General features: G+C 56.4%; 10 protein-coding genes and 2 tRNA genes. All 12 read left to right on the plus strand.

What is annotated here, in order from left to right; translation table 11 throughout:
• Positions 1 to 245: 245 nt before the first annotated feature.
• The 12 genes from Mag101_RS03935 (at position 246) to pnp (ending at position 26759) form a co-directional block, all read left to right on the plus strand.
• Complete coding sequence (locus Mag101_RS03935; protein WP_077401104.1) at positions 246 to 2630, plus strand: hypothetical protein; 2385 nt, start codon at positions 246 to 248, stop codon at positions 2628 to 2630.
• On the plus strand, positions 2627 to 11485 hold the full coding sequence (locus tag Mag101_RS03940) for a DUF11 domain-containing protein (RefSeq protein WP_077401107.1): 8859 nt from the start codon (positions 2627 to 2629) through the stop codon (positions 11483 to 11485). The genes Mag101_RS03935 and Mag101_RS03940 overlap by 4 nt, the downstream gene beginning before the upstream one ends.
• Positions 11485 to 16716 carry an OmpA family protein gene (locus Mag101_RS03945; protein WP_077401110.1) on the plus strand — a complete coding sequence of 1744 codons (5232 nt, stop codon included), beginning with the start codon at positions 11485 to 11487 and terminating at the stop codon, positions 16714 to 16716. The genes Mag101_RS03940 and Mag101_RS03945 overlap by 1 nt, the downstream gene beginning before the upstream one ends.
• Before the next feature lie 299 nt (positions 16717 to 17015).
• A tRNA-Met gene (locus Mag101_RS03950) sits at positions 17016 to 17092 on the plus strand.
• A gap of 56 nt (positions 17093 to 17148) precedes the next feature.
• Positions 17149 to 17225 (plus strand) — tRNA-Met (locus tag Mag101_RS03955).
• A 259-nt stretch (positions 17226 to 17484) separates the two neighbouring features.
• A complete protein-coding gene (gene rimP, locus Mag101_RS03960; RefSeq protein ID WP_077408035.1) occupies positions 17485 to 17955 on the plus strand; it encodes a ribosome maturation factor RimP in 471 nt (156 codons plus the stop codon).
• Between the two features lie 154 nt (positions 17956 to 18109).
• The gene (nusA, locus tag Mag101_RS03965; RefSeq protein ID WP_077401114.1) at positions 18110 to 19612 is read left to right on the plus strand and encodes a transcription termination factor NusA; all 1503 of its coding nucleotides are present in this window, start codon (positions 18110 to 18112) and stop codon (positions 19610 to 19612) included.
• Positions 19613 to 19758: 146 nt separating this feature from the next.
• Positions 19759 to 22584 carry a translation initiation factor IF-2 gene (gene infB, locus Mag101_RS03970; protein ID WP_077401117.1) on the plus strand — a complete coding sequence of 942 codons (2826 nt, stop codon included), beginning with the start codon at positions 19759 to 19761 and terminating at the stop codon, positions 22582 to 22584.
• 85 nt (positions 22585 to 22669) lie between these two features.
• Entirely contained in the window at positions 22670 to 23068 is a 399-nt protein-coding gene (gene rbfA, locus Mag101_RS03975) for a 30S ribosome-binding factor RbfA (protein WP_077401119.1), read from the plus strand.
• Entirely contained in the window at positions 23068 to 24018 is a 951-nt protein-coding gene (gene truB, locus Mag101_RS03980; protein WP_077401122.1) for a tRNA pseudouridine(55) synthase TruB, read from the plus strand. Before rbfA ends, truB begins: the two co-directional genes overlap by 1 nt.
• Positions 24019 to 24129: 111 nt before the next feature.
• Positions 24130 to 24399: a 30S ribosomal protein S15 gene (gene rpsO / locus Mag101_RS03985; RefSeq protein WP_077401125.1), complete on the plus strand. Its 270-nt coding sequence runs from the start codon at positions 24130 to 24132 to the stop codon at positions 24397 to 24399.
• Positions 24400 to 24641: 242 nt separating this feature from the next.
• Positions 24642 to 26759: a polyribonucleotide nucleotidyltransferase gene (pnp, locus tag Mag101_RS03990; protein ID WP_077401128.1), complete on the plus strand. Its 2118-nt coding sequence runs from the start codon at positions 24642 to 24644 to the stop codon at positions 26757 to 26759.
• Positions 26760 to 26863 lie beyond the last annotated feature (104 nt).

A 26863-nucleotide genomic window follows, 5' to 3' on the forward strand; every position in this document is an offset into this window, starting at 1 on the left:
CGGTTAAAAAACAACCACTCGGGGTCTTCCCGAGCGGTTGTTTTGTTTCTTAAGAAATTACCTGAGCTTTACTTGAGAACTGCTTGGCAAAGATAGAAAAAGCTCCCCTCTCACCCCGACAATTTTGACTTGTTTCACGGTGGTGATCCTCTCCTTCCAATAAAGTTCCGCGACCGGCTCCTTCTCCGGTACTGCTGCCTGTGCGGCAGTTGGCAAACAATAAAACTGACTGGCAGCGGAAAGCGATGAAGTCTGAAGTAACAGGGCGAAAATCTTTCACAAATACACTGGCCGCGGTGGCGCTGGCCTGTGTAGGGGTACTGCTGCCGGTGGGCAAGGCTTCTGCCCAGTCTTGCCCGAATCCCGATATCGAGATCAGCCATAGCACTTCCAGCTTCTGTGAGTTGTGTAGCGGTGGCCAGGTCATCCTGACCATTCACAACGATACCAACAACGGTCCGGGCAATGACGCCAACCAGGCGATCACTAACATCGTGGTACAAGAAGACCTGCTGGAAGTGGCCGATGTCCTCAGCTACCTGAATAACTCAGCTGATGTATCCATCACCGGAGCGCCAGACCCCGGTGTGGTGAACCCAAGTATCAGTGGGTCCACGCTGCAATGGAGTTTCGGCAGCGGTGTGTCCATTGACCGCAATGAGACCATGACGATTACCTTCGACCTGGAGGCGATTCCGGGCGAGCAGGAAGAGTTGGTCAATATCAGCCGTGCGCTGGCGGCTTCGGTTCAATATGACTATCTGAATTGTGGTGGTACACCGGAGTCTGGTGCGGACACCAGCCCAGGTTTCACGCTGCCGATCAATGAGCCGCGCCCCTCCATTGCCAAGGCCGGGATCAATGTGGATGCGGGCATGGGCGGCGGTGACTATGCCGACACGGTATACGGTCATGAAGACGACGGTGTTGTCTGGCGTGCGACCTTCAGCAATGCCGGCCCAGTCACTATGGAAGACGTAAAATTTTCCGACGACATGACCCCGGGCACCATGGATATCCTGTCGGTTTGTTCCAGCCAGGGCGATGCCATCAATGTGGCCAATGGCGCTTCCGCGAGTACGGGTAGCTGTGTGGATGTGTCCGCACGCAATAATTCGCTGTCGGACCTGACTGCTGCTGATCTGGGTTTCAGTCTGGATGTGGCGAATACCCTGAATGTGTATTTTGCCGGCCGCTTGAACGACTCCTGTAACAACCAGACCAATACGTTGCACTCGCTGGAGTGGGGTTGCGCAGTAGTGGCACCAGAGGGCGGGATTTCACAGAGCGCTGTGGGAAGTAGCCCATCCCCCGATTCGGTGACCACGACGCTGAGTGTTTTGTCATCCGACAGTGGTGGTATCAACGGCGGTGTGAACTACCGCGCGGACTATGCCGGTATTGATGGAAGTGGCCCTGTCGGCATGCGTGGTCTGGTGACGCTGACGGTTGAGAACCTGAGTGGCGGTACCATCAAGAATGTACGCCTTACCGATACGTTGCCCGATGAATACATTGTTGATCCCAGTTACGAACCCGATTTTACGATCAATTCATTGTATGCGGATTACGACGGTCGGGTTGTCGACTTTATCTGGGAAAACCGCGTTAATCCCGTTGCCGGTAACCAAAGCTATCTTGCGGATACAGACCTGAAAGCCCCGGTATTTAGCCTCCACAGTAATGGTGAGCGGGCGAATGGCCAAGCCGACCAGGTTAACCTGTTGCGACACGGGGATATCGCCACCATCACCTTCCGTATTGTTCAGGCCAACCAGAATGGCTCACTCGATTACTATGATCGTGAGACCGATCTCGATGCCAGTGGTAGCGCCGATCCCGACCCCGCTGCTATGGGGACCCTGCAAAACAATGTGCAGGTCGAGTGGGAAGATTTCTGCAATACCGGCGGCCTGAGCCACAGCAAAGACAGCAACTTTGGGTTTACGCCGAATCCGGAAGATCTCGATATTTCCATGGATGCGCCGCTGTATATTGTGAAGGACTCGGGCACGACCGATCTCTCCATTACCATTCGCAACAATGGCGGCCATCGCGCCCATGACTACTACGCGTACGTGACGTTTGGTGAGGCCATGAATGTCGTTGGTATTCCCAACGGCTGTATCGCGACCGCCAACCCACCTCAGCACCCTGATGGTGGGGCGATGCCAGTGTGGAATGATCCGAGTTTTATTCCCGCCAGTGCATCGGTTTACCTGTGTTCAGACGGCAATTCTGGTCTGGGGAGCATCCCGGGGGGCGGCTCGCGCACACGCACTTTCCAGGTCGAAAAAAATCACGGTGCGACGGACGATGATTTGACCTTCCGTGCAGACATCGTGGGGGAAATCACGCTTGCCAACGACGAACCCCTGGAATACCCAACCGCAGCAACTTTGGCATTGACGACACCGAGTGCGCAGCGGGCCAACAACTACACCCTCGATGGTGTGCGCTCCAAGGTATTGGGTTTTAACCTGCTGAAATCTCTGGTGCCTGGCAGTTGTACTGAACTGTCCGCGGGTAATCGCGGGGGGATGAAGAAAACATCCTTATTGGTGAAGACTGTCGTTTTGAAATCTATGCCGGTGGCTGGTTTGGTTTCAGGACTCCTGGCTATAGCTTGATCCAGGTAGAAAGCGTCGCCGTCAGTGATGACATGCCCGATGGTCAGGGTTATATCGACCACAATGCATTGGCATGTGCAGAGGCCAGCTTCCCTAACCCGGAAACGGTTTGTGATGTGGCTCTGGCGGGCGCGGCAGAATCTGGTGGATTGAATAATCCGCTCAGTGAAACCGATCTTCAATGGAGTCTTGGTGACACCATTGACGAGCGCAACCGCTGGTTCCTCGCGGATATGACCACTCGCCTGCTGAACGATCCAGTCGACACCGTTGCTGCTCCCAACCAGCACGCGGCCGTGAGTACCGATTATGCGCGTGCTGTCTTTACTGCGGTTTACGATACCGAGAGCATCGTCATCGACAATAGTGGCGGCCGCCCCAATATTCCCGGCTACCCGGAAGAGGCGGATTGGCGTGAAGACCTGACGGTTGCAGAACCCGAATTTGAAATTGAAAAACTGGTGTGTAACGAGACCACCAGTGGCGGCTGTGCCAGCGACAGCGATTTTGCCGATAACGCCGAAGGTACGCGCTTCGATACCTTTATCTACAAAATTACCGTAAGCAACCGCACCAGCGATAGCGGTGTACCACGTGCACCCGGTTACGACCTCGTTGTTATCGATAATCTCGATGCCCGCGGCCAAATGTGTGTACAGGACTTTGGTAGCGATGGCCTGGATAACGATGGGGATGGTAGCGACGAAGCCGATGGTACTCAGGAAGGTTTCCTCGGTACTGCACCTTTCCAGAACGATTACGATATTCCCACGCACTGTAACGATGGCGGCACACCTGCGGTAATTACGTTCCGTCACGATCTTTCCGATGCGCTCAAGCGCCTGGATGCCGGCGAGAGTGTTTCCTTCCTGTATCGCGTGGCACCGCACCAGTCGGTCGCACCGTTGCAGCCGTTCCTGAACACCACTTACGCGCGCTACGATTCTCTGGCGAACGCATTTGGTAATCAGAACGTACCGCAGCTCGAAAGTGATGCAAATCTGGATGGTTTGGGGGATGACCTCGGGTCTCCGGACAATAGTGGGCGCGCGCGGCATTACCAGACCGAAAGCACCACTGCGAATATGCAGATAATCCCGGTGGAAACCCAGCCCAAAGAGGTGGTGACTAGTGCGACCATCGAGGCGGCCCTGGTAACCCCAAGCAGCGCCGATGGTAGCGCCCTCGTTGTGGGTGAAGAAATTCGCTATCGCCTGACGGCACAGATTCCGCCTTCACGTCTGCGTGAGCTGACGATTACCGATACCTTGCCGGAAGGGTTGCGTTGTACCGATGCGCCAGAAGTGGACCTGGATGCGATCGCTGCGGCGTCGGGAGCGAGTTTCGAACCCGGCGGCCAGTTTACGATCGCTAATGGTGGTATTAGCTGTAACAACGACAGCATTACCTGGAATTTTGGTCTGCAGGATTTGACCACTGCAGGCGGCCGTCGCCTGGACCTGCCGGTAGACTTCTTCGCGCGCTTGGAAAACAGTGCGCAAACCAATGACGGTAATGTCATCACCAATGGTGGTAGTGCAACCACGGCGGAAGTTTCCTACATTGATGAAACCGGCGCGCAACAGCGTATTGCGTTTGAAAGCCATAGTTTCACGGTACTCGAACCGCAAATTGCCCTGCAGAAAGCGTTTGATGTTACCAATACCGATGCGGACGATATTCTCACGGTGACCGTTACCGCAGAAAATTTCGGTTCTGCCTCTGCGTACAACCTGCAGGTGTTGGATGATCTCGTGGGAAGTCGCTACACCTATGTCGGCAACATCGGTGGTAACGACCCTCCCGATAGCGACAATGATGGTGTAAACACCAATGCCCCGACCTTCGCCTGGGACCGCAGTAATAGTGATTACGCCATTGCCCCCGGTGAATCCAAATCCTTTACCTTCCAGGTGCGCGTTAACCAGGATGTCGCACCGCATGAAGTCCTGTCCAATACTATCGAAAGCCGCTGGCAATCCTTGCCCGGCGATGATGTTGCGTTAAATAGTAGTGGTGTAATCGGCAACGATGGTGAAATCGACGGTATGCGCATCGGCGCGTTGCCGAATCTCGGCGATGCGGTGAACGACTACGAAACGACTGCAGACGCCGAAACCGAAGTATTGCCACTGACGATTAGCAAATCCGACCTCGACGATACCGTGGTCCCCACCATTGGTGCGCACAAGCATTTCCAGCTTGAAATACTGCTGCCGGAAGGGATCACTACCGAGGTGTCTGTTTCCGATGTGCTTAACGCCAATGGCACTGGCTATGCGTTGACGCACAATAGTGATTACGACATTACCTACGAGTTTATCGGTATCGACGCCATTAATGGCGAAACGCCGTCCGAGGCAGCGCTTACCTTATTCCCCACCGACGGTACCACCACGCCAGGTACGGTTACCTGGGAAATCGGCACCGTGGATACAGCCCACGAAGATGATGTGACGGTCAATGATGTGACCCCCACCATTCGCATTCAGTACTTTGCGCGTATTAACAATGATACCGGTACCGATGCGGGCGATAGCCTGGTTAACACTGCCACGCTGAATTACCTGAACCCAGTGACCGGTGTGGCCGAATCATTGGGTGCCGCGGCCCCGGCAACCACCGTGGTTGAACCACTGCTGCAACTGGAGAAGACCGTTGCCAACCTGACCAATGATGGTCAACCGGCGCAAGGCGGTGACGTGCTGGAATATACCCTGCGGGTTACCCACGCCGGCGGCTCCTCGGCCGATGCCTTTGATTTGAATCTGGTTGATACGTTGCCGTCGGAATTGCAGCTGGATGACAGCTTCACGCCGACTGCGCAGATCGATACAACAGATGTGGCCGGTTTTGTCGCTGCGCCGTCTGGCGCGCCCTTGGGGCCGCTGGTATGGGGCAAGGGCAACAGTGATAACAGTCTCGACCTGCCACAGGGCAGTGAACTGGTGCTGGTGTATCGTGCCCAGGTGCGTTCGGTATTCGGTAATCCGATTAACAACAGTGTGACGTTGGACTGGAGTTCGCTAAACGAAAATGTTGCCGGCGAGCCGGAGTTTGAACGTCACGGTAATGGCTGCCCGACCGTCACCGCGCCGGACGATTATTGTGTTGGTCCGGTGCAGGCGAGCATCATCACCGAAGACAATACGGCCATCGACAAGTCCGTTGTGGAAGATACCGATACGGATTCCGACATTGGCACTCTGCGAGTCGGTGACTTTGTGACCTATCGTCTGCAACTGAGCTTGCAGGCTGGTACCACGCCATCTGTTGCTGTGCAGGATACATTGCCGGCGGGTCTCGTATTTGATGGGGTCGTCAGCATCAATGGCGACACCAGTGTGCCGTACGCGCCGGGCAATGGTTTCGACTATGGCGAAATCCCGGCCAGCGCGGTGCCCGCACAGGGTGCGGAGGGTGTGATTAGTTGGGCGATAGGAGACGTTACCCGCGATTTCTCCGCGAGCTCGCCGCTGATCATCGAATACCGGGTAAAAGTTGCGGAAGACAACGGCATTATCCACGTGCCCTCGCAGTCCCTAACCAATACCGCACAACTTACCTACGGCAGTGATTCACTGGAAGATACTGCGCTGGTAACCGTGTTACAGCCCGTGATCGACAGCCTCGAGAAAACCGAGCGCAGCGGTAAACCGAACCCATACAACAACATCGACCTGATTAACGATGTCATGCAGTTCCGTTTGCACGCATGTAACGTGGGCGATGCACCGGCGTACAACCTGCAGCTGACCGATAATCTGGCGATGGAAATGGATGAATCGTCCATAGCCAATGTACAGGTATCCATCGACGGCGCGCCGTTGATGGATGGTGACTATAGCTATACCGCGCCGACCGCGCGTGGTGGGGATATGGTGTTTAGCCTGGGGGTGCCGGTGCCCGCAGGGCTCTGCCTGGATATCGATTACGACATCGGTTTCTATCAGGATGTGGGCGGTGATCAATCCTGGGTGAACACCTTCACGGTAGATCAATATTGGTCCCTGCCCGATAGCAGTGGCCAACAATATGGCCCGGTTGACCTGCCAGTACCTTTCTCCATGAGTACTGCGGCTGCGGTGGTGGAGCCACTGGTGAAAACGCTTCTGCTGCCGGCCGATGGTACGGCGACGGTTGGCGAGCAAATTCATTATCGTATTGCGGTGCCGGGTGTTGCCAATGATGCGGTGGCGCTGCGCAATGTGCAGGTGATTGATACGCTGCAAAGCCTCGGCGATATCGTGCTATTTGAATCCGCTACCTTAAATGGTGAGGTGTTTGATCCGGTAGTGGATCAGGCGTCCGGCACCATTACTTTTGATATCCCCACCATTGCTGTTGGCAGCGTGGCGGAAATTGAGATTCTTGCGCGGGTAGCCGACGTGGCCACCGCTGTTGCGGGAACGGAAATCATCAATGCCGCCGACTTTACCTATGAAGAAGGGGGCGTAAACCTGCCCGGTGGCGGCAATGATGTGCGCTTCACCATTGTCGAACCGGACCTGATCATGGATAAGACCGGCCCGGCAAATGTACAGGCGGGTTTACCTGGGCGCTTTTTACTGGATGTGCATAACACCGGTGAGGGCAGTGCCTATGACGTAACCCTGACCGATATTCTGCCGAGTGCCGGTGACGCAGGTGAGCAGGGCGGTATGTGTGTAACGCCGCCGGAGAATATTACTGCCGAATTGCTTGATGGTGCGGGTAATAACGTTAGTACGCTTACCGCCGGTACCGACTTTACCACCAGTTACGATGTGGATAGCTGTACCTTGATTGTCAACACGCTTGGCGACGGGGGCGCGATAGCCGCAGATCATCACTTGCAGCTCGCTTACGATGCCTATCTGGATGTCGACACGGAAAACGGTGCAGCATTAACCAATATCGCTGGTGCCACCCAATGGTATGGATTGCCGTCTACCGAGGATCTGCGCCGGGTTTACGATCGCATGCTCACCGATGGTTCGCCGAGTGTGGTGGACTTCGAAGATGCATTGACGATTAGTGCACAGGTTCCGCGGGTGGCATTTGCCAAGTCTGTGGAGAATATCACCCGTGGCGAAAGCCCAGCGGTTAATGCAAGCCCTGCTGACCTGCTGCGCTACACGCTGACACTGACAAATGAGGAAGACGTTGCGGTAGACGATTTCAGTGTGCAGGACGATCTCGGTAGCCTGAATGCCTTCACCGCATTCACATCGGGCACACTCAATATCATTAGCGTGCCGACTGGTGCAGATAGCAGTGCAACCGATGCCACTGGTGGCACCAATAGTGCGGGACTGCTGGATGTTCGCAGTCTCAGCCTTGCCGCCGCCGGTGAGCCTGGCGATAGCATTGAGATTGTGTTTGAAGTGCAACTTGCCACGGTTATCGACAACGGCAGTGTGGTACTCAACCAGGCGCGGCTTGAACTGCCGGGACAATCTGCGTTTGTCAGTGATGATCCAAACCTGAACGGTGTGGAAGACCCGGATGTTGCTGGTGACGAAGACCCGACGCAGGTCATTATCGAGTCGGCGCCAGTGTTCAAAGTGGAAAAAATCTCCGAAGACCTCACCGGCGAGCCTGACAGCCTGATGCCCGGTGACACCCTACGCTATACCCTGCGTGTGGAAAACATTGGTAATGAAAACATGCGTGAGGCAAGCCTGAGAGATCAGGTCCCTGCCAATACCACCTATGTTGCCGATTCCACCTCGCTGAATGGTGCGGTACTGGACGATATCAACGGCAGTACACCACTGGCCGAAACGCTGGCTATTCAATCGCCCGGTGCTGATGCGGGTGAATTGCTGGCGGATCCGAGTGCATCCGGTGCACAGGCAGCGGTGATTATTTTTGATGTCATTATCAATGAGGTGAATGACGGCACGGTTATTTCCAACCAGGGCTTCGCCAATGGCGTTGGCATCGGGGTGAATGCCGGCGGGGAAGATGTTCCCCTGGATGAGCAGCCCTCCGACGACCCGACGACCGAGGTCGCCGACGACCCCACCATCGATATCGTTGGTAATGTGCCGCTGATCCGTGGACACAAGACGGTTGAACTGGTGGTAGACAATATGACCGCCGGCATTGTCGATCCGGAAGACGTGCTGCGCTACACCATCGTCATTAGCAATTTGGGTGGTAAAGACGCTAGTGAAGCGCGCTTTATGGATCTGGTGCCCGAATACACGACTTACGTCGCGGGCAGCACGACTCTGAATGGTTTCGCATTGGCCGACGACGGTGCCGATTCACCGCTGGTAGCCGGTATTGCAATCAGTAGTGATGACCTGACGCCGCCATTACCGGTAGGGACCGATGGCATCCTGACGACTGGGCAGGCGGCGACCATTGTGTTTGATGTCATGGTCAATGCCGATACCGAGCGCGGCACCATCATCAGCAACCAGGGTAATATCTACAGTCTGGAAGTGCCTCTGACGCTGACGGACGCGGATGAAAATAGCAGCAATGGTGCCCAGCCGACCGAGGTTGTCGTGGGCGATGCGCAGCAGCTTTCCATCACCAAGGAAGTGGCCGTGGTTGGCGGCGGTGCCGCGGAGTCCGGCGAGGTGCTCGAATACATCGTGCGGGTTACCAATATCAGCGCGGTACCGGCGAGCCTGGTCACTATTGATGACGATCTGCTGGTTGCCGGTGAAGGTGTACTCACTTACGTAGAGGACTCCGCACTGCTTAACGGTCAGCCCGATGGCATCATGATCGATGGTTCACTTATTACTGTCGACTACAGCACCAACTATGGCGACCTGCAGCCGGCGGAAACCATTACTTTGCGTTTCGAAGCCAAGCTGGGTGAAAACCTGGCGATGGGTTACACGGTGCTGAACACCGCGCAGGTAAAATGGAACGATCCTCCCGTCTATAACGAAGCGACGGTGGCCATCGATATAGGCGGTACTCCGGGCATCGCCAACCTTTCCGGCTACCTCTGGCACGATGTGAATTTCAGTGAGGCACTGGATCCCGAAGAGTCTGCGCTCAGCAACTGGAATGTAGAGCTGTATTTCAACAATGCGCTGCTGGAAACGGTGCAGAGCGATGAAAACGGCTACTTCGTGTTTGACGGGCTTGTGCCGAACATGGATGGCGCTGATGCCCCGGGTATCAGTTATGAAATTCGCTACCTGGCACCCAATGCCAGCGGCACCACGGCGTCACTGGGCACGGCGAGTTCGGATTACACCAACGGACCGCAACAGGTGCTGAATATTTATGTGGAGTCTGGGGCTAACCCGCAGAACCTGAACCTGCCGATTACGCCAAATGGTGTGGTTTACGATTCGGTGCTGCGAGCTCTGGTCAATGGTGCGCGCGTGCGTCTGTTAAGTGCCTCCAGTGGCCAGCCGCTGCCGGAAAGCTGCTTTGATGATGCCAAGCAACAGAACCAGGTGACAGTCACCGGTGGTTTCTACAAGTTTGACATCAACTTCAGCAGTGCCGCCTGTGCCATTAACGCGGACTACCTGATTGAAGTGGATGTGCCCAGCGAAGACTATGTGTCCGGGCCATCGCAAATCATCCCACCGCAAACCGGTGTGGATACCGGCAGTTTTGATGTGGCGGCGTGTATCGGTAGTGCCGCGGATGTGAACTCCGCAACGCCAGACCACTGTGAAGTGCAGGCGTCGGTGACCCCGCCGCCGGTGGATGTGGATGCGCGCAGTGCGGAGACGGATTACTACCTGCGTCTGAATCTGGATGACAGCAACCAGCCGGGTAGCAGCCAGTTGTTCAACAACCACATTGCACTGGACCCACAACTGGAAGGCGCGCTGGCGCTGACCAAAACAGCGGCCATGCTGAATGTAACCCGCAGCCAGCTGGTGCCGTATACCATCACCTTTAATAACTCGTTGCCGGTACCGTTAACGGACTTGCAACTGGTGGACTACTTCCCGGTTGGTTTCAAATACGTTGCCGGCTCCGCAAACCTGGATGGCGAGGCTGTAGAGCCCGAGGTAAACGGCCTGCAGTTGCAGTGGCCCAACCTGCGAGCGGAACCAGAGCAAATTCATAGTATGAAGTTGTTGCTGGTTGTGGGTTCCGGAGTGGGTGAGGGCGAGTACATTAACCGGGCGCGCATGTTCAATGAACTGTCTGGCCAGCAGACCTCCGGTGAGGCGTCGGCCACGGTCCGTGTGGTACCCGACCCGACGTTCGACTGTACCGATGTGATTGGCAAGGTATTCGACGATAAAAACCTTAATGGCTATCAGGACAAAGGCGAGGGTGGCGTACCCGGCGCCCGTGTAGTGACAGCCAATGGCCTGAAAGCAACTGCTGACGCTCACGGCCGCTTCCATATCACTTGTGCGGCGGTGCCGAACCCGGACCGCGGTTCCAACTTCGTGCTGAAGCTGGATGACCGCAGCCTGCCCAGTGGCTTCCGCCTGACCACGGAAAACCCGCGGGTACAACGCGCTACCCGAGGCAAAATGCTGGAGTTCAACTTCGGCGCCAGCCTGCACCGCGTTGTGCGGCTGGACCTGGCTGAAGCGGTATTCGAGCCAGGAACCACCGAGTTGCGCCCGCAATGGCGTTCACGTACCGAATTGCTGCTGGAGCGTTTGCAGGAGGCTCCGTCCCTGTTACGCCTGTCCTACCTGGCAGAAAATGAAAACCCGGCGCTGGTGCAAGCCCGCCTGGAAACCATCAAGGCGCGTATTGCCGAAGACTGGGCAGCGTTGGATTGCTGTTACCCGTTGAATATTGAAACCGAAGTTTTCTGGCGCCGAGGCGCGCCGCCCGAACGCGGCGGTGTACTGGACGAGCTGAGACAAAGTATTAACCGCATGATCGGAAGTGAAGATCAGGGAGGGGCCTGGTGATGTTTCGTCCTTCGCAAAAAAAACTGGCGATAATTATTGCCGCATTGGCCAGCGCCCCGGTTTTGGCTCAGGAGACCAGTCAGGAAGAGTTGTCCTGGTGGCAGAAAATTCCGGGTCTTTCACCACAGGTTGAAAGCGCTGGAGACCACTCCGACAGCTATACGAACAGGCCGCTCGGCAGTAATACTGAAACTACCCTGATACCCGCCGCTGGACAGCTGTGGGTGCAGGATGCGGAATCGTTTATCTCCCCTGAAGAGGCAGTGTTGGAAAACGATGTATTGCCGCCTTTGCTGTACCGGGAAGTGGAAGATGAACTGCCCGCGGAATTAATTGCACAGCTGGAAGAAAAGCTTGCTGCGCTGGAAAACGCACATGAGCTGCAGCTGATTTTCACTGGGCATACGGACACCAGCCCCCTCAGAGAAGAGCAACAAGCCGAATTCGCGGATAAAAATGCCTTCGCCCTGGCACGTGCACAGCGGGTTGCGGAGTATTTCCAGACCGCGCTCGAGCTGTCCGACGATGCCATCGTGGTTGAGGCGCGCGGTGATAGCGAGCCACTCACGGAAAACATCACTGTACAGGGACGCGAACTCAATCGCCGCGTAGACCTGACACTGCGCTATTTCGAATTGGACCAGCAGGCCAGGGATGCCCAGCGACGCGCCGAAGCACTTCAGCTGAATCGTGTGCAGGTCTGCCGTCAGGAAGCCGTGTGTAAGCTGCGTTACAGTGATGGCTCCGACCAGCGCGCGCGGCTGAAAAACCTGGTTTCCCCGCTGCGCCTGCAGCCCGGGCAGGTGGACCTGCCAGCTGGTTTTGTCCGCCGTATTCACGAGGTGCGCAGTACCTTGCTGGATAAACCCAATCTCACTATTCATTTTGTCGGGCACACCAATGCGGCGTCCTTCCCGGAGGGACCGGCAGAGCTGTACGACGACCAGATGGCTCTGTCGCGCGCTGAGGCGCGGCGGGTAGCGCTGGCGGTAGCGGATCAATTGAATCTGCCGGGTTACATGGTGACCAGTAGCGGTAAAGGTGCAACCCAGCCGGTCGCCGCCAACGACACCGCCAAGGGGCGCTCCCTCAACCATCGGGTAGAGGTAGAGTTTTGGTATGACGACTTGCTGGAAACGGCGGCCGATGGTGTGCAGGCATGTCCGGAATCCGCCACCGCAGAAACCATCACCATTGCGCACGAATCGGCCACCGGTGATGTGCCGCCAATTTTCCTCAATAGCGGTGATCCGCAGATCTCCAGTGCCCAGCTGGCGCAGATGCAGCGGCTCATGGATGAGGTGGCAGGAAAGTCGAATGTACGCCTGAGCTTTGTCGGCTATAGCGATAACCAGCGTATGGAGCGTCGCGAGGCCATGGTATACGGCGATGACGTGGGTCTATCGTCTGCGCGCGCACAGAAAACCATGCGCGCAGTGCAGGAAAGACTTGGCCTTGAAGACAGCCAGATTGAATTCCACGGGCGCGGTTATGTTGAGTCCAAGGACGTGGTGCAAACCGGGTTTATCCACATGGACGGCGCCCGCGTCGAGGTGCAGGTCTTATATGATGAGCTGGCCATACTGGCGGAGCAGGACCGCCTGGAGATTGAGCGCCTGCAACAGGAAGCCGTAGCCCATAACCCCTACGCTCTTAACCTGATGCGCATTACCGTGGACGGGGCACCGGAATACGACCCACACAAAAATTCTGCGGACTTGCAGCGCTGTACCGACGTCGCGCTGGAGCAAGCCAACATCCAGTTCCGTTTTGACAACCAAACCATGCAGCCGCGCCTCAACGTAACGGCATTCCCCAGTACCATTCGCTACGCGGACGATCCGGAAACCGAACTCGTTGAAAGTCGCGTGTCGTTCAAGCAGTACATGAATTACCCGGCGTTTGTTACTCGCGGGGAAGTACGTATTTTTGAAGCGGAACAATCGCTGCGCGACGCGCCTCTGGCGGTTGTGACGTTGGACCAGAATGGCGAAGGCGAATGGGATGCCGATTTCGAAAGCTTCCAGGCACCCCTGAAAAAACTAAAGTATGTGCTGCGGGTTTACGATTGGAAGCAGCGCTTTGACGAGACTCGCCCGCAAACGCTCTGGCTTGTGGATAATTTCGAGCCGCAGCTGCAGCAAAATACCACGGCCAACGAATTGTTGGTGGGGTATGGGGAAAACCGCCTCGCTGAACAGAATATTCCGGTAAGCGGTAACGCGGTGCTGGTCAATGGCGCAGAAATTCCGACCAACCACAGTGTGTGGCTGGCGGGCAGGGAGGTGCCGGTTAGCAACGACGGCACATTTGTCGCTGAAGAAATCTTTGCCAAGGGTCTGCACACTGTGGAAGTGGCGGTGCTGGACGATCATGGCAACGGTGAATTATTCCTGCGGGACCTCGAGTTCAACCGCGACGACTGGTTTACCGTTGGCATTGCCGATGTCACCATCGCCCATGATGATACCAATGGCCCGGCGGCGCTGGTAACCGGGGATGAAACCCACTACGACAACTCTGCAAGCTACGACGGTCGCCTGGCGTTTTACACCAGCGGCAGCTTTGGTGATGGCTGGCGCCTGTCTGCCAGTGCGGATACGGAAGAGGGGCCAATCGACGAGCTGTTTTCCAACTTTATGGAAAAAACGCCGGATGCACTGTTCCGTCGTCTCGATAGCGACCTCTACTACCCGACGTTTGGTGACGACTCCACGGTGGTCGAAGATGCACCAACCTCTGGCAAGTTCTATATCAAGCTGGAAAACTACGACGACTACGGCCTGTGGGGTAACTTCAAGGCGTCGTATACCGACAATGAACTCGCGCATATCGACCGCGCGCTGTACGGGGCCAATCTCCATTTTGAAACCGACGATCTCACCGACTTCGGCGACAAACGTTTTGAGGTGGACGCATTCAGTGCCGAGCCCGGTACCATCGCTGGTCGCGATGAGTTCCGCGGTACCGGCGGTTCGCTGTATTACCTGCGCCACCAGGATATCCTCACCGGCTCCGAGCGCCTGCGTGTGGAAGTGCGGGATAAAAACTCCGGGCTGGTATTGGGGGTGAAAAACCTCACTCCGGTCATCGATTACGATGTGGATTACATTCAGGGACGGGTGGTACTGAACCGTCCGCTGTCGGCAATTGCCGGCGATAACCTGATCATCCAGGACGGTTCCTACAACGGTAACCCGCAGTATCTGGTTGCCCGCTATGAATACACACCGGGTTTTGATGACCTGGATACTCTGGCGGTGGGCGGTCGCGCGCACTACTGGGCCGGGGATCATGTGCGTATCGGCGTGACTGCGAGCCAGCAGGATGAGGAAGACAATGAATCTTCGCTCAATGGCATTGATCTGACACTGCGCAAAACGTCCGGTACCTGGATCAAGCTGGAAACGGCCGAAAGCCAGGGGAATGCCCTCGAAAGTCTTTCATCGCTCGATGGCGGTTACAGCTTCAGTCAGGAACGTCTGGGCGATTCGACTGACTCTATTGATCCTATCGACCCGAATGCAAAAGCCGGCGCGAGTAAAGTCGAAGCGGCGATGCAGTTGGACGACTTTTTCTCCGGTGCACGCGGCTCCGTATCGGTCTATGCGCAGCAGCGCGACGCAGGATTTTCCGCACCCGGGCAACTGGTTGCCAGGGAGACCGAGCAATACGGCGGAGCGATCAATGTGCCAATTGGCGAGCGTTTCGATGTGGCGCTCAAAGCCGACAGTAAAGAACAGCAGCAGGGCCTGCAGACAGGAGCGACCGATGTAGAACTTGGATATCGTCTGGATGACCACTGGCGTCTCGCCGCAGCGGCCCGTTCGGACTCCCGGGAAGACCTGTCACCGGTCGTACCGCTGACGCAAAAACAGGGCGACCGTACCGATGTGGCCATCCAGGCCGGTTACGATTCCGGAGCCAACTGGAGTGCATTTGGTTTTGTACAGCGTACCGCTGAGCTTTCCGGCAGTCGGGAAGAGAATAACCGGATTGGTTTTGGCGGCGCCTATCGGGTGAGTGATCGCTTTACCGTAGATAGCGAACTCTCCGGTGGCGATACCGGTACTGCTGCCAGTGTGGGTACCGATTTCCTCGTAACCGACCGTACCAATCTTTACCTGAATTACACCCTCGACAATGAGCGTACCGACACCGGGGTGCGTGCGCGCAAAGGTAACCTGAATAGCGGTTTCCGCAGCCGCTTCTCGGACACCACCAGTATTTACGGCGAGGAACGCTATACCCACGGTGATGTGTCTACGGGCCTCACGCACGCGTTGGGCGTTGATCTGGCGCCCAGTGACAAGTGGAGTTACGGCACCAATCTTGAGGCGGGTACCCTTGAGGACCCGCGCACCGGGGCGGAAACCGAGCGCCGGGCGATGGGTGCGAGTGTGGGCTTTAACGACGATGCCTTGCGCTGGTCCACCGCGGTGGAGTACCGGGTCGACAATATCCAGACGTTAACGGTATCCACGGTCGACATTGTCGAACCGCCGAGCGAGATCACTGCTGGTGAGCCCGTTGATCAGCCAGTGGAGCAGGTCGTCGAGCAGTCGGTATTGGAAAACGAACGTAAGACCTGGCTGTTGAAAAATGCTCTCAGCTATCAGCTGAGTGCGGACTGGCGCCTCGTGGGCAAGTTGAATTACTCCGACAGCGAGAGTTCTGCCGGGCAGTTCTATGACGGCAAGTTTACCGAGGGGGTTATGGGCTACGCCTATCGCCCGGTGGATAACGACCGCTGGAACACCCTGTTGAAGTACACCTATTTCTACAACGTGCCCACGTCCGACCAGGTACTGGTGACCTCAAGCAGTCGCAATAGCGCGATCGATTATGTGCAGAAGAGCCATATCTTCTCTGTGGACACCAACTACGATCTGACGCGTCGCTGGACCCTGGGTGCCAAGTACGCTTATCGCCTCGGTCAGTTGAGTATGGAACGGGAAAATCCGGAGTTCTTCGACAGTACCGCGCACCTGTATGTGTTGCGTGCGGATTGGCACTTCGTCAATCAGTGGGATTTGCTGATAGAAGGGCGGATGCTCGACCTGCCGGAAGCGGGTGACCGCCGAAGCGGCGCACTGCTCGCGCTTTATCGTCAGATGGGGCGCAACTTTAAGGCTGGCGTCGGTTACAACTTTACCGACTTCTCTGATGACTTGACCGATCTCGATTACGATAGTCAGGGTGTGTTTATCAATATGGTGGGTAAGTTCTAATCGGGCCTCGCTGGGGGCGCGCTAAGCACTCCCCAAAGTTTGGATGCAGTATGACCGATCGGTAACTCTTGATTCCGGGTGTCGACTTGGCGCGATATACGGCCAACTACGGCCATCTACATAGTCTATATAGAAAGTATCGCGCAGCTGGTTTAAGTCCGGAAATTGCTGGGAGTAATTTAATGCCAGAAGTGACTTGACTCCCAGTGGGGCGATCAATAGAATGCGCAGCCTCTGAGCGGTTGGGGTCACCCACCGCAGGAAGTCGAGACTTACCAGGTCGACTTCCGGGTCGTTGGTGCGGGGTGGAGCAGCCTGGTAGCTCGTCGGGCTCATAACCCGAAGGTCGTAGGTTCAAATCCTGCCCCCGCTACCAAATTTCCATTTATACTTCTTGAGGTTTAAGTGGTCGCCTAGCCCCAGAGTTGTTGTTGCGGGGTGGAGCAGCCTGGTAGCTCGTCGGGCTCATAACCCGAAGGTCGTAGGTTCAAATCCTGCCCCCGCTACCAAATTCTTGTAGTTACATGAATACTATGTGACTACGCAGTTGAAGCCCCTATTAGGGGCTTTTTCGTATCTGCGGCAAACGGGAATTTCCCGGTTTGCCATCCGAATGGGCCGGGAGTCGGCGCCGCGGTTTCTCATTCGGGCCGTGGGGTTAGCTCCGCTGCCCATTTTTTGTTTTTTGCGGTCGGCACAAGCGATCGCGCATCCGCCCCTCCGGGCAGTCGCACTGCGATTGGCGCGGGCCGGGGCCAAAGTGGTGATATGGCAAGCAAGCGCGAACTTTTGGAAGAGCTTCTGGCTCCGGTGGTTGAATCACTGGATTGTGAACTGTGGGGGATTGATTACCAGACCCACGGTCGCAACGCCCTGCTGCGAATTTATATCGACGCCGAGCGTGGTATCTCCGTGGACGACTGTGAAAAGGTCAGTCGCCAGGTCAGCGCGGTGATGGATGTAGAAGATCCCATCACCAGCAAGTACACCCTGGAAGTGTCCTCCCCCGGGATGGATCGCCCGCTGTACAAGCTGGAGCAGTACCAGCGTTATATCGGTGCCCAGGTTGAGTTGCGCCTGCGTATGCCATTGGACGGGCAGCGCAAATGGCGCGGTTTGTTGGCCGGTGTAGAGGGTGATGAGATCGTCCTGCGTATCGATAGCGAAAATGAATATTTGCTTCCCATCGACAGTATCGAGAAGGCAAATATCATTCCGCAATTTGATGACAGCGAATAAGCGGTAACAGAGTTTCAGGCCTGAATTTTGGGCCAGTGTCCGGTTTTCGGGCCAACAATAAAGGGCAATGCGGAAGTAGTGGGTGGGACTACAGGTAACGGTTCCACCAAAGCATTGAATAGTCAGCACGTAGCGTTTTTGAAGAGGCAGCTGCATGAACAAAGAAATCTTGCTGGTAGCCGAAGCGGTTTCCAACGAGAAAGGCGTTGACCGGGATATTATTTTCCAGGCAATCGAAGTGGCCCTTGCGACGGCTACCAAGAAGCGCTACGACGAAGATTCCACTATCGAGGTGATTATCGATCGCCAGAGTGGTGACTATGAAACCTTCCGCAGCTGGGACGTTGTCGATGATGACACTCTGGCGGAGCTGGGTACCCAGTTCACTCTGGAAGAAGCCCATGAAAAAGATCCCGAGCTGAAAGCGGGTGACGTGTTTCGCGAGCAGGTGGAAAACGTAGGCTTCGGTCGTATCGCAGCGCAAACGGCCAAGCAGGTCATCGTACAGAAGGTCCGTGAAGCCGAGCGCGCCAAGATCGTCGATGAATATCGCGATCGCGTTGGCGAAATGGTCAGCGGTACCGTGAAGAAAGTGACCCGCGACTTTATCGCGGTGGATCTGGGTAACAATGCCGAAGCGCGCCTGCCGCGCGATCAGCTGGTTGGCCGTGAGATTTTCCGCCTCGGCGATCGCGTACGCGCCATCCTGCTGGAAATCCAACCGGAAGCCCGCGGCCCGCAGCTGATGCTGAGTCGCTCCTGCCCGCAGATGCTGATCGAGCTGTTCCGCATTGAAGTGCCGGAAATCTCCGAGCAAGTGATCGAAATACGCGGTGCCGCTCGCGATCCGGGCCTGCGCGCCAAGATTGCCGTGAACACCAATGACGGTCGTATCGACCCGGTTGGCGCCTGTGTAGGTATGCGCGGCGCGCGTGTTCAGGCGGTTTCCAACGAACTGTCTGGTGAGCGAGTGGACATCGTCCTGTGGGATGACAATCCGGCCCAGTTCGTGATCAACGCCATGGCACCTGCCGAGATCGAATCCATCGTGGTTGATGAAGATGCGGGCTCCATGGACGTAGCGGTAGCGGAAGAAAACCTGGCCATGGCGATTGGCCGCAGCGGCCAGAACGTACGTTTGGCTTCCGAGCTGACCGAATGGCAGATCAACGTAATGGGCGTTGACGAATGGCAGGCCAAGCAGGAAGCGGAGTCTGGCAGCATTATGGAAACTTTCATGGAGCGCCTGGATATCGACGAAGATGTTGCCGGCGTTCTTGTGGAAGAAGGTTTCACCTCCCTTGAGGAAGTGGCCTACGTACCCATCGAGGAAATGCTCGACATCGAAGGCTTTGACGAAGATATCGCCGAAGAATTGCGCGCCCGCGCCAAAGATGCCCTGCTGACCCAGGCGCTGGCTTCCGAAGAGGAGCTGGAAGCGTCCGAGCCGCAGGAAGATCTGTTGAACATGGAAGGTATGGATCGTCAGCTGGCGTTCCAGCTTGCCAGCCGCGGTGTTGCTTCTATGGAAGACCTGGCAGAGCAGGCGGTTGACGACCTGCTGGAAATTGAAGGCATGGACCAGGAACGTGCCGCAGCCCTGATTATGAAAGCACGCGAGCCGTGGTTCGCCGACGACAGTGATCAAGAGGCTTAATGCCCAAGTGCCGGGTGTGAGCCCGGCCCAGCGCGCCACTAAGTTGGCGGCGCGCACGCCCCGAATAGCCTGCTCGGCAGGCCAAGGGCGGAGCGGAAAGATGAATTGATACCGCGCCGCCGCAATGCGACTTTTTAGGAGAGAGAATGGCCGAAGTAACAGTTAGCGAACTCGCCAAATCGGTTGGTGCCACCGAGGAGCGTCTGCTTAAGCAGATGCACGAAGCGGGTTTGCCCCACACTTCAGCGGATGCAAAGGTATCTGCAGAAGAGAAGCAGGTCCTGCTCAATTTCCTGAAAAGCAGCCACGGCAGCAGCAAAGGGGAAGAGGACGCCGCACCTCGCAAGATTACCCTCAAGCGTAAAACCACTACCACGCTGAAAACCGGCTCTGGCACCGGCCGCAAGACCGTGAATGTGGAAGTTCGCAAAAAGCGCACCTATGTGAAGCGCGCAGAGTCCGACGCAGAACAGCCGCAAGAAGAAGTGGATACTTCCGCACTGAAGAAAGCGGAAGAAGAGCTGGCTGCGGCAGAGAAGGCTGCAGCGGAACGCGCTCTGGTTGAGAAGGAAGCTGCGGAAGCGGAAGCCCGCGCTAAAGCGGAAGCTCAAGCGAAAGAACAGGCTGAAAAAGAAGCCGCCGAGGCTGCCAAAGCGGAAGCGGAAGCCAAGGCTGCGGAAGCCGCCAAGGCAGAGAAGCCCGCCACCGAAGCCAAATCCGAAGCCAAGCCTGCGCCGAAAGCCAAGCCTGCGCCTGCTCCGGTTCGTTCCAGCTATGTGGACGATATTGAAGCCATGCGTATTGCCGCCATGGAGCGCCGCAAGAAAGAAGCGGAACGCGAAGCGGCAGAGCTGGAAGAGAAAAAGGCGCGCGTAGAAGCCGAGCGCAAGCGCGTTGAAGAAGAGCAGAAAGAACGCGCCGAAAAGGCCAAGCAGAAGGCCACCGCGGATACTTCTGGTGGCGTTAAGCCGTCCCTGCGTCGCAAGCAGGAAGCCGCTGTTGACAACAAAACCAGCGAAGACGATGAGCCGCGCAAGCGCCGCAGCAGCCGTCGCGGCAAGTCCGGCCCGAAAAAATCCAGCAAAACCTCCCTGTACGATGCCGCATTGGAAGTATTTGATGGGGACGACGACGGCAAGCGTGGCACCCGCTCTTTGTCCCGTCCTACGCTGAAAGTGAAGAACACACACGGCTTCAAAAAGCCGACAGGAAAGCAAGTGTACGAAGTACAACTGGGCGAGACGATTACCGTTGGTGAACTCGCCAAGCAGTTGAATGTTAAAGCTGGTGAGCTGATCAAACGCCTGATGAAAATGGGCGAAATGGTCACCATCAACCAGAGCTTGGATCGCGATACCGCGACCCTGATTGTCGAAGAGATGGGCCACAAGGTGGTACTGGTCTCTGAGAATGCCCTGGAAGATGCGCTGGTTGCCGAGTCCCAGCAGGAAGGCGGCGAAGACGTGAGCCGTGCCCCGGTTGTGACCGTTATGGGTCACGTTGACCACGGCAAAACCTCTCTGCTCGACTACATCCGTGAAACCAAAGTGGCGTCCGGTGAAGCCGGCGGTATTACCCAGCACATTGGTGCTTACCGGGTGAAGACCAGCCAGGGCGAGATTGCCTTCCTGGATACGCCGGGACACGCCGCGTTTACCGCCATGCGTGCACGTGGTGCCCAGGCGACTGACGTGGTCATCCTGGTTGTGGCTGCGGACGACGGTGTAATGCCACAAACCGAAGAGGCCATCGCCCACGCCAAGGCTGCCGGTGTACCGCTGGTTGTGGCGATCAACAAATGTGATAAGGAAGCGGCAGATCCGGATCGTGTAAAGAACGAGCTGGCTGCGAAAGACGTGATTCCGGAAGACTGGGGCGGCGACACCCAGTTCATCGAAGTATCAGCCCACACCGGGCAGGGTATTGATGAGCTGCTGGAAGCTGTATCCCTGCAGTCCGAGATGCTGGAATTGAAAGCCAAGGTCGGTGTACCGGCCACCGGTGTTGTGATCGAAGCGCGCCTGGAAAAAGGCCGCGGTGTGGTTGCCACCCTGCTGGTACAGAGCGGCGAGTTGCAGCGCGGTAATATCGTGTTGGCTGGCCAGAGCTACGGCCGTGTGCGTGCAATGACCAACGAACTGGGCAAATCCGTGAAAGAAGCGGGCCCATCCACACCGGTAGAGCTGCTGGGCCTGGATAGCACCCCGAATGCTGGTGACGAGTTCATGGTTGTGGCGGACGAGCGTAAAGCCCGCGAAGTTGCCGAACAGCGTGCAGACAAAGAGCGTACCGAGCGTATGCAGCGTCAGCAGGCTGCCAAGCTCGAAAACATGTTTGCCAACATGGAAGCCGGTGAGAAGAAAGTACTGCCGGTTGTGGTTAAGGCCGACGTACGTGGTTCCCTGGAAGCGATTCTGGCTGCGCTGGCGGATATCGGTAACGAAGAGGTATCTGTTAACGTGGTATCCAGTGGTGTAGGTGGTATCGCGGAAAACGATATCAACCTGGCTCTGACCTCTGGCGCGATCGTCATTGGTTTTAATACCCGTGCCGACGCCGCTGCACGCAAGCTGGCAGAAACCGAAAGTGTTGAAGTACGTTACTACAGCGTGATCTACAACCTGCTGGACGAAGTGAAGCAGGCCCTGTCTGGCATGCTGGATCCGGAAGAGCGCGAAGAAATCGTTGGTATCGCCGAAGTGCGCGACGTATTCCGCTCCCCGAAACTTGGTGCCATTGCCGGTTGTATGGTTACCGAGGGTACCGTGTACCGCAATAAGCCGATCCGCGTACTGCGTGACAACGTAGTGATCTACCAGGGCGACTTGGAATCCCTGCGTCGTTTCAAAGACGACGTGCAGGAAGTCCGCAACGGTATGGAATGTGGTATCGGCGTTAAAGACTACAATGACGTCAAGCCTGGCGATCAGATCGAAGTCTTCGACATCGTAAAAATCGCCCGCGAACTGTAACGTTCTCTTTCGCCGGCAGCTGGGTCACCGCGGTTTTACCGCGGGACCTGGCTGTCGGCGAAATGCCATTCTTGATAGGTAAACAATGGCCAAAGAATTCCATCGAGCCGACCGGGTTGCCGACGCCATGCGTCGTGAACTGGCGCGGCTGATTCAGCACGAAGTGCGCGACCCGCGTGTTGGCATGGTCAATGTCAACGACGTGGAAGTGAGCCGCGATCTCACCACTGCCAAAGTGTTTGTCACTTTGGTGGGCGAAGACGATCGCAGCAAGATCGATATTTCCATGGACGCGCTGAACAAGGCTGCCGGCTTCCTGCGCAGCCAGCTTGCCAAGGAAATTCAGATCCGCACGATTCCCCGTTTGCAATTCCGCTACGACGAAACCTCTGTTCGTGGCCAGCACTTGTCGGCATTGATCGACAAGGCGGTGAAGTCCGACCAGAAAAAGTCTGACGACGAACCGGAAGAACAGAACGACTGATGGGCCGCAGACCAAAATGGGGCCGGCAGGTAAATGGTGTGCTGTTGCTGAACAAGCCCACCGGTATTTCTGCCAACGACGCCCTGCAACGAGCCAAACGCCTGTTCTTTGCCAATCGCGCTGGCCACACCGGTGCACTGGACCCGCTGGCGACCGGCGTACTGCCGGTATGCTTCGGTGAGGCGACCAAGTTCTCCCAGTACCTGCTGGATGCGGACAAGCGCTATCGCAGTACCTTCTGTCTTGGTATGACCACTGAAACTGGTGATGCGGACGGCGATGTCGTGGCCACTAGTGATGCCTCGGCGATCACCGAGCAGCAGGTACTTGATGCCATGGCGGATTTCCGCGGCACTATCAGCCAGGTGCCGTCCATGTATTCCGCGCTGAAGCATAATGGCCAGCCGCTATACAAGCTGGCGCGTCAGGGCATTGAAGTAGAGCGTGAAGCGCGCCAGGTGAAGATTTTCTCCTACGAGTTGCTGAGCTTCATCCCGGCCGCAGATTCTCCAGACAAGCTGCCCAGGGCAGAGGTCGAAGTGCACTGCTCCAAGGGCACCTATGTACGCAGTCTCGCTGAAGATTTGGGTAAGGCGCTGGGTGTGGGGGCTTTTGTCGAAAAGCTGCACCGCATTGCCGCGGGTCCCTATCACGAAGACGACGCGGTCACCTTGGATGAGCTGACCGAAGAGCGTGGGGAAGACCGCGCCGAAGTACTCGATCACCACTTGTTGCCAGAGGATTCTCCCGCCTCTGGGCTGCCCAAAATGATCCTCGCGGATGACACGGGTTACTATCTGCGTCAGGGGCAACCGGTTATGGATCTGCAGGTCTATCGCTTGGGCGACGAAGGTGATATGGTGCGCCTCTTCCTGGAAAGTGGTGAATTTCTGGGCGTTGGAGAGATTACTGATGACGGGCGGGTTGCCCCCCGCCGGTTGGTAAAATAACCCGCAGGAGCCGGTTTTCCGGCGAATACGGGGAATAAGCGACTAGCTGGTCTGTAAACATGCACGGGCCAGCCGAATTTTCAAAGCATGTTACGAACGAGGTAATTCGTTATGGCACTGTCTGCAAACGAAAAAGCAGCCATCCTGAAAGAGCATGGCCAGTCTGAAGGTGATACCGGTTCTCCGGAAGTTCAGGTAGCCCTGCTGACTGCCAACATCAACAAGCTTCAGGGTCACTTTGCTTCTCATAAGCAAGACCACCACTCCCGTCGTGGTTTGATCCGTATGGTAAACCAGCGTCGTAAGCTGCTGGACTACCTGAAGCGCAAGGATCTGACCCGTTACGCTCAGCTGATCGCCAAGCTCGGCCTGCGTCGCTAAGACCCTGACAATGCCCGCCTCTGGCGGGCATTGTTCTTTTTAGTTCTTGTATAAATGCTGCTTTACACGCATTGAGTTGCAGGAACGAGTGAATATAGGAATTTCGGGGAGTCGGTTAAGTAGTTCCCCGGGATTGTCGGTATACGTTACAGGCCGGCAACCATCGTCCGTTTGTTTGCGGGCGAACACTGTAGGGGCTGTTGGAATGGGCCAGCAGCCGTAAGGAAACAGGAAAGAAACTAGTGAATCCAGTAACCAAAACATTCCAGTACGGAAAAGATCAAGTCACCATCGAGACTGGCCGAGTTGCACGCCAGGCCACCGGCGCAGCGCTGGTCACCATCGGTGAAACCGTTGTGTTGTGTACCGTTGTTGGCGCCAAAGAAGCCAGACCAGATCAGGGCTTCTTCCCGCTGTCCGTACACTATGTAGAAAAAGCCTACGCAGCCGGCAAGATCCCCGGTGGTTTTTTCAAGCGTGAAGGCCGTCCGTCTGAGAAAGAAACTCTGACTTCCCGCCTGATCGACCGTCCGATCCGTCCGCTGTTCCCGAATGGCTTCATGAACGAAGTACAGGTGATGATCACTGTACTGTCCGCTGAGAAAGACGTAGATCCGGATATCGCCGGCATGATCGGCACCTCTGCCGCCCTGTCTGTTTCCGGTATTCCTTTCGCGGGCCCGATTGGTGCTGCCCGTGTTGGTTACACCGAGAAAGACGGCTACATCCTGAACCCTGGCTATGCCGCTCTGAAAGAGTCTGAGCTGGACATGGTTGTTGCCGGTACCAAAGATGCGGTACTGATGGTTGAGTCCGAAGCTGCGGAGCTGCCGGAAGACATCATGCTGGGCGCGGTACTGTACGCCCACCAGGAAATGCAGGCGGTTGTTAAAGTCTGTGCAGAACTGAAATCCGAAGCGGGCAAGCCCACTTGGGACTGGCAGGCGGAAGCGGTTAACGAAGAACTGAAGTCTGCGCTGGAAGCCCAGTTCGGTGAGAAAGTCGCTGAAGCCTACAAAATTACCGACAAGCAAGCGCGTACTACCCGTCTGGGCGAGCTGCGTAACGAAGTGGCTGAAGCCCTGTCTTCTGATGAGCTGGACGAAGGCACGGTTAAGAGCTACTTCGGCAAGCTGGAGAAGAAGACCGTACGTGGCGCTGTGGTACGTGGTGAGCCGCGTATCGACGGCCGCGACACCAAAACGGTACGCCCGATTTCCGTAGAAGTTGGCGTTCTGCCCAAGAGCCACGGTTCCTCGCTGTTCACCCGTGGTGAAACCCAGGCGCTGGTGGTTTCCACTCTGGGTGCGACCCGTGATGCACAGATCATCGACGCCCTGGAAGGCGAGCGTAAAGATTACTTCATGCTGCACTACAACTTCCCTCCCTACTCTGTAGGTGAAGCGGGTCGTGTTGGTGCTACTAGCCGTCGTGAAATCGGCCACGGCCGTCTGGCCCGTCGTGGTATCGCTGCGGTACTGCCGAACCCGGAAGAGTTCCCTTATACCCTGCGTGTGGTATCCGAGATCACCGAATCCAACGGTTCCAGCTCCATGGCATCTGTGTGTGGTTCCAGCCTGGCTCTGATGGACGCGGGTGTTCCGCTGAAGGCGCCGGTTGCCGGTATCGCCATGGGCCTGGTGAAGGAAGATGAAGGCTTTGCCGTGCTGACCGATATCCTGGGTGACGAAGACCACCTTGGCGACATGGACTTCAAAGTAGCCGGTACCGCTTCTGGTGTGACCGCGTTGCAGATGGACATCAAGATCGAAGGCATTACCGAAGAGATCATGGAGACCGCACTGGAGCAAGCTCTGCACGCGCGTCTGCACATCCTCGCGGAAATGAACAAGGTCATCGGTGCTTCCCGCGACGTGGTTAACGAAAACGCTCCGCGTTACGCCACCCTGAAAATCCATCCGGACAAGATCCGCGACGTGATCGGCAAAGGTGGTGCGACCATTCGCTCCATCACCGAAGATACCGGTGCAACCATCGACATCGAAGATGATGGTACCGTGAAGGTGTTCGGTGAAGACGGTGAGAGCCTGGAAGCAGCGGTAACCCGCATCGAGGAAATCACCGCAGAAGCCGAAATCGGCGCGATCTACGAAGGTAAGGTTGTGCGCATCGTGGACTTCGGTGCGTTTGTTAACTTCCTGCCGGGTAAAGATGGTCTGGTACACATTTCCCAGATCGCGGAAGAGCGCGTAAATGCGGTTACCGACTACCTGAGCGAAGGCCAGATGGTGAAGGTCAAGGTACTGGACGTAGATCAGCGCGGCCGCATCAAGCTGTCCATCAAGGAAGCCAAAGCCGATGAAGCCGAGCAGGCGGATGAGGCGACTGGCGAGGAGTAATCCCCGCTGGTTTCCAGGCCCACTTGCGGGCCGACAAAAACGGTGGCTATATGCCACCGTTTTTTTTGCTTTAAATTTGGCAAAAATCTGAAGGGACGAGAGCA

The organism is Microbulbifer agarilyticus, assembly GCF_001999945.1.
Lineage (GTDB): Bacteria > Pseudomonadota > Gammaproteobacteria > Pseudomonadales > Cellvibrionaceae > Microbulbifer > Microbulbifer agarilyticus_A.

What these genes read in the sequence shown, in the direction of transcription:
- Mag101_RS03935 (WP_077401104.1), top strand. Translation starts at nt 246, where the DNA reads ATGAAGTCTGAAGTAACAGGGCGAAAATCTTTCACAAATACACTGGCC.
- Mag101_RS03945 (WP_077401110.1), top strand. Translation starts at nt 11,485, where the DNA reads ATGTTTCGTCCTTCGCAAAAAAAACTGGCGATAATTATTGCCGCATTG.
- rimP (WP_077408035.1), top strand. Translation starts at nt 17,485, where the DNA reads ATGGCAAGCAAGCGCGAACTTTTGGAAGAGCTTCTGGCTCCGGTGGTT.
- nusA (WP_077401114.1), top strand. Translation starts at nt 18,110, where the DNA reads ATGAACAAAGAAATCTTGCTGGTAGCCGAAGCGGTTTCCAACGAGAAA.
- infB (WP_077401117.1), top strand. Translation starts at nt 19,759, where the DNA reads ATGGCCGAAGTAACAGTTAGCGAACTCGCCAAATCGGTTGGTGCCACC.
- rbfA (WP_077401119.1), top strand. Translation starts at nt 22,670, where the DNA reads ATGGCCAAAGAATTCCATCGAGCCGACCGGGTTGCCGACGCCATGCGT.
- truB (WP_077401122.1), top strand. Translation starts at nt 23,068, where the DNA reads ATGGGCCGCAGACCAAAATGGGGCCGGCAGGTAAATGGTGTGCTGTTG.
- rpsO (WP_077401125.1), top strand. Translation starts at nt 24,130, where the DNA reads ATGGCACTGTCTGCAAACGAAAAAGCAGCCATCCTGAAAGAGCATGGC.